Origin of the sequence: Dysgonomonas sp. Shenzhen-Wh21, assembly GCF_043392705.1 — a bacterium.
Lineage (GTDB): Bacteria > Bacteroidota > Bacteroidia > Bacteroidales > Dysgonomonadaceae > Dysgonomonas.
On the sequence record NZ_JAIXHZ010000056.1, the window covers coordinates 1 to 4,405 of the forward strand.

Below are 4,405 nucleotides of genomic sequence, written 5' to 3' on the forward strand. Positions count from 1 at the left end.
AAACGGTTCTTCGGCATGGCGTATTCCAGACTTAGACCAATATCCGGCATCTTCTCCGCCAATTAGCTCCAGTTGAGGAATTATATCCGCCACTTTATCTACTTTTTGTTGTCTGACATCAGTCATTTTTTGATGGTTAGCTGCGTCGGTAGAGATGGCTCCGGTTTTAAAGTCTTTTTCAAGTCCACCAATACGGTGTGTATAACCTTCTAAGCCTGCTTCAGCCCAGTAGCGAACCATTGTTTCATCATTACGTAACGCACTATTCCATTCGTTGCCTGTGTATTGTGAAACATCATGCGGAGTTATTGCCGGATATTGGTCTAAGTCTGGAATACGCCATGCCGAAGAACCGTTTGCTATATAACCATCTGTTAACAGGATCACAGGCATAACACGCTCTAATGCGATCTTAGATGCCCAATAGGCCATGTCAAAGCAATCTGTAGGACTAGCTGCTGCCAGTACTACAATAGGACTTTCGCCATTGCGACCATATAGTGCTTGTCTGAGGTCGGTTTGTTCTGTTTTAGTTGGCAGGCCTGTAGATGGGCCTCCTCGTTGAACATCGATAACAATAAGTGGCAATTCAGCCATTACAGCCAACCCTATAGCTTCACCTTTGAGGGCTAAACCCGGTCCGGATGTGGATGTAACTGCTAAGTTACCCGCAAAACTAGCGCCTATAGCCGTACATACACCGGCTATTTCATCTTCTACCTGAATTGCTTTAACTCCTAATTGTTTAAATTTAACGAGTTCTTGCAAAATGTCTGTTGCCGGAGTAATTGGGTATGAACCCAAGAACAGCGGTTTTCCTGAATTCTCGGAAGCAGCAATCAAACCATATGCTGTTGCTGTATTTCCATTAATATCTATATAGTATCCTTTATCGATATTTACTGTTTCTACCCTATATGAAGAGATAGACATATTGGTATTATGTCCGTAATTAAATCCATCGGCTAGTACTTTAAGATTTGCTTCTACCAAAACCGGTTTCTTTGCAAATTTGTTAGAAAGTATATGGTTAGCTACATCCAATGGACGATTAAATAACCAGCATACAAGTCCTAATGCAAACATATTTTTACTTCTGACACGAGATTTCATATCCATTTCCATACCTTCGAGGCTACTCTTAGTTAGTGTTGTTATCGGTACGGAGATTATCTGCTGTGTTGTCAGTCCTAATTCTGTAAATGGATCTTCGGTAGCAAATAGAGCTTTTTCCAAATCACGTTTTCCGAAAGAGTCTGTATCGATAATTATAACAGAATCTTTTTTCAATGATTTGGCGTTTACTTTCAAAGCAGCAGGGTTCATTGCAACCAACACATCAGACATATCACCTGAGTTGTAAATTTGGTTACCTAAATGTACTTGAAAGCCTGAAACTCCATACAGAGTACCTTGAGGTGCTCTGATTTCTGCAGGAAAATCGGGGAATGTAGCTATCTGATTTCCAAAGATAGCAGAGAGGTTTGAGAAAATGGTTCCGGTTAACTGCATACCATCTCCCGAATCGCCAGAAAAACGTACGACTATGTCTTTTACGTCCTTAATTTTTACTGTGTTTTGCATTACTTACTTTAATAACAGATAGTATTTATTTAATCTTAAACAAAGGAAAAAAGTATTCATGAATAAACAAACTTATTTATATGAAAAATATCAAAATAATACTACTTTGTTGATAAAACTTTTTTATGTTCGGATAGGCTAAACTAATAGAGTTCTTATATTTAAAAATAAATTGCGTTTTTCTATATTTTATCGTCAAACAATATATTTATAGTCGACAAAGCGGTAATAATATAACATTTAGATATATGTGTTTCTTTATTTCTTATTCTTTCCATTCTTCATATCCTCCATCAATACTATATACATCTGAGAATCCTTGTTGCGATAAAAAATCTGCTGCAAGTTGGCTACTGTTACCATGGTAACAAATTACCAATACCGGAGTATCTTTTTCGGTCTCGGATAGAAATTTAGGTAAGGATGATTGAGAAAGATTTATTGCTCGATCATCATGAGAAAGACTGAAGCTTAGCTCATCTCTAATGTCTACAAGTACTGCGTGATTCTTATCCAATAATGTTTTAGCTTGAGAGGGATTGATATGTTTAAATGCCATAATAGTCTACATCTTTTAATTTTATATATACTACTATAACAAAACTATACAGATGTTGTTTGTTTATCGTGCTTCAGGCACAATAAACCAATAGCGGTTAACAGTCCGTTAAGTAATAATATTTCATATCCTACCGTGTAAGAAAATAACCTTAGAGAAAGAAATTCAATGAGATAGCTTAGTGCGGGTGCGAGTATGCATATATATGGCACATACCTATCTCGTATGCTAACTTTTGAGAAAAGACCGAAGAAGAATAAGCCAAGCAATGGGCCATAAGTATATGATGCTACTTTGTAAATTGTGTCCAACACGTTTTCTTGATGAATAGAATTTATGATAAGGATCACCAGTAAAAATGCCAAACTAACGAGTTGATGTACTCTTTTTCTTGTCTTCTTTGCTTGCTCGTCATTATCTCGTTTGATATTAAGGATATCTATACATACGGATGTTGTTAATGCGGCTAATGCCGAATCAGCACTGGAGAAGGCAGCTGCAATTATACCGATAGTGAAAAATATAAGTACGGGAAATCCTAAATATTCGGTTGCCATTACGGGCAATATCTGATCGGAGTGTTCGGGTAGGGTAATATTAAATTGGCTCGCAAACAATAGCAGCAAGACTCCTAATGATAAAAATAGAAGATTGATAGGGATAAATGCAAATCCGTATGTGATCATGTTCTTTTGTGCATCTCTCAGATTCTTGCATGTTAAGTTCTTCTGCATCATATCCTGATCGAGTCCTGTCATTACAATTGTAATGAATATTCCACTCAGGAATTGTTTGAAAAAGTTTTGACGGGAAGCCCAATCGTCAAAAACAAATATGCGGGAGTGTTCGTTATTGCTGATCACATTCACTGCTTGTGATATATCTAAGTCCATCTTTGATGCAACCTGACATATAATGAGTATAACACCCAGTATTAGAGATGAGGTTTGTAGTGTGTCTGTCCATATAATGGTCTTGATACCACTGCGAAATGTATATGCCCAGATAAGTAGAATGATACCGGTAACAGTTGCGAAAAATGGAATATTCCATTGATCGAAAACAAGAGTTTGCAATATAATAGCTACTAGATATAGGCGTGCGGCAGCCCCTATGATTTTAGATAGGATAAAAAAAGAAGCTCCCGTTTTGTAAGAATAAAAGCCAAAACGTTTTTCTAAATAACCATATATTGTCGTGAGGTTTAGCTTGTAATAGAGGGGAAGTAAAATAAAGGCTATTACGAAATATCCAACGGTGAAGCCAAACACCATTTGCATGTATGTCATATCAAATTTGCCTACCATTCCCGGAACGGATACAAAAGTTACTCCCGAGATAGATGTGCCAACCATCGCTATTGCAACTACAAACCAAGGAGATTGTCTATTCCCTAAAAAGAATGCTTCATTATCACTGCTTTTTTTACTTACAAAATGAGAAATAACCAACAGCGTCGTAAAATAGACTGCAATAATAACAAGTATGTAGATTCCCATAAGATGATTAGCTGTATATTCTTTATATATCCCTGTAAAACGGTTTTATGCAGACAGTATTACTTACAAAGCCAATTTCAGTCTTCTTTATATTTGCCAATGTGGAGAAATACAATTAGAAGTGACAATTTGGCATAGGTTTATGTCTGAATCAATTATTTAAGTCTTACTTAAAATAATTTAAGCAGGGCTAAAGGTAAGAAATAAAGAAATTGAAAATAATTCGGTGGATATGTTTTTTCTAATAATGACTATTAATAAACAAGTAAATGAATGAAAGCCTATATTATTATATGCAGAGAGCGTCCTTATTTTGTCTCTAGTTCTTCTTATCCCTCAAACGAATTGATATCTTAGGCGATTTGTGATAAAGAAGGACATTATAACTTTATAAATCAGACAAAAAGTCTGTTCCAATTGTTAAAATAATAATAAAGGATTTTTACTCGGTTAAAAGTGTTAAAAAATAATCTTATCTTGTATCAAGTGTACAGTTTTTGTATTTAAATTTGAAAATAAATTGAATGACAATAATCAGTTATTAAACAATTAAAGATACTTGCATATGAAAAAGATTTGGAAAAATATTTCAACCTATGCGTTGGTTGCATTAGTGAGTATAGGTGCTACTTACGGTATGTATACTTTTATGGATCATCGTAGAGGATACAGTTCAGCCGATTTTTATAATTATGGAGAAGAGTTCAATCAAAAAGGTGTTCATTTGGCGAGCTTGACTGCGGAAGGATACCCTGATTTTACT

At 35.6% G+C, this 4,405-nt stretch carries 3 protein-coding genes and 1 pseudogene; 1 reads left to right on the top strand and 3 read right to left on the bottom strand.

Features of this window, described 5'->3' with window-relative positions:
- From LDB17_RS03485 to LDB17_RS03495, 3 genes are all read right to left on the bottom strand, one after another.
- Positions 1–1,584: 2-oxoacid:acceptor oxidoreductase subunit alpha (locus LDB17_RS03485; protein ID WP_393924886.1), on the bottom strand; the 1,584-nt coding region annotated here is incomplete at its 3' end.
- 265 nt (positions 1,585–1,849) lie between these two features.
- A complete protein-coding gene (gene glpE, locus LDB17_RS03490) occupies positions 1,850–2,143 on the bottom strand; it encodes a thiosulfate sulfurtransferase GlpE (RefSeq protein WP_252638674.1) in 294 nt (97 codons plus the stop codon).
- A 44-nt stretch (positions 2,144–2,187) separates the two neighbouring features.
- Positions 2,188–3,642 (bottom strand): sodium:solute symporter, encoded by a 1,455-nt coding sequence (locus tag LDB17_RS03495; protein ID WP_252638675.1) that lies wholly within the window; start codon positions 3,640–3,642, stop codon positions 2,188–2,190.
- A 565-nt stretch (positions 3,643–4,207) separates the two neighbouring features.
- On the opposite strand from LDB17_RS03495, the pseudogene LDB17_RS03500 reads away from it, so the two are divergent.
- A pseudogene (locus LDB17_RS03500) lies at positions 4,208–4,405 on the top strand (deoxyribonuclease HsdR); the annotation flags it as partial.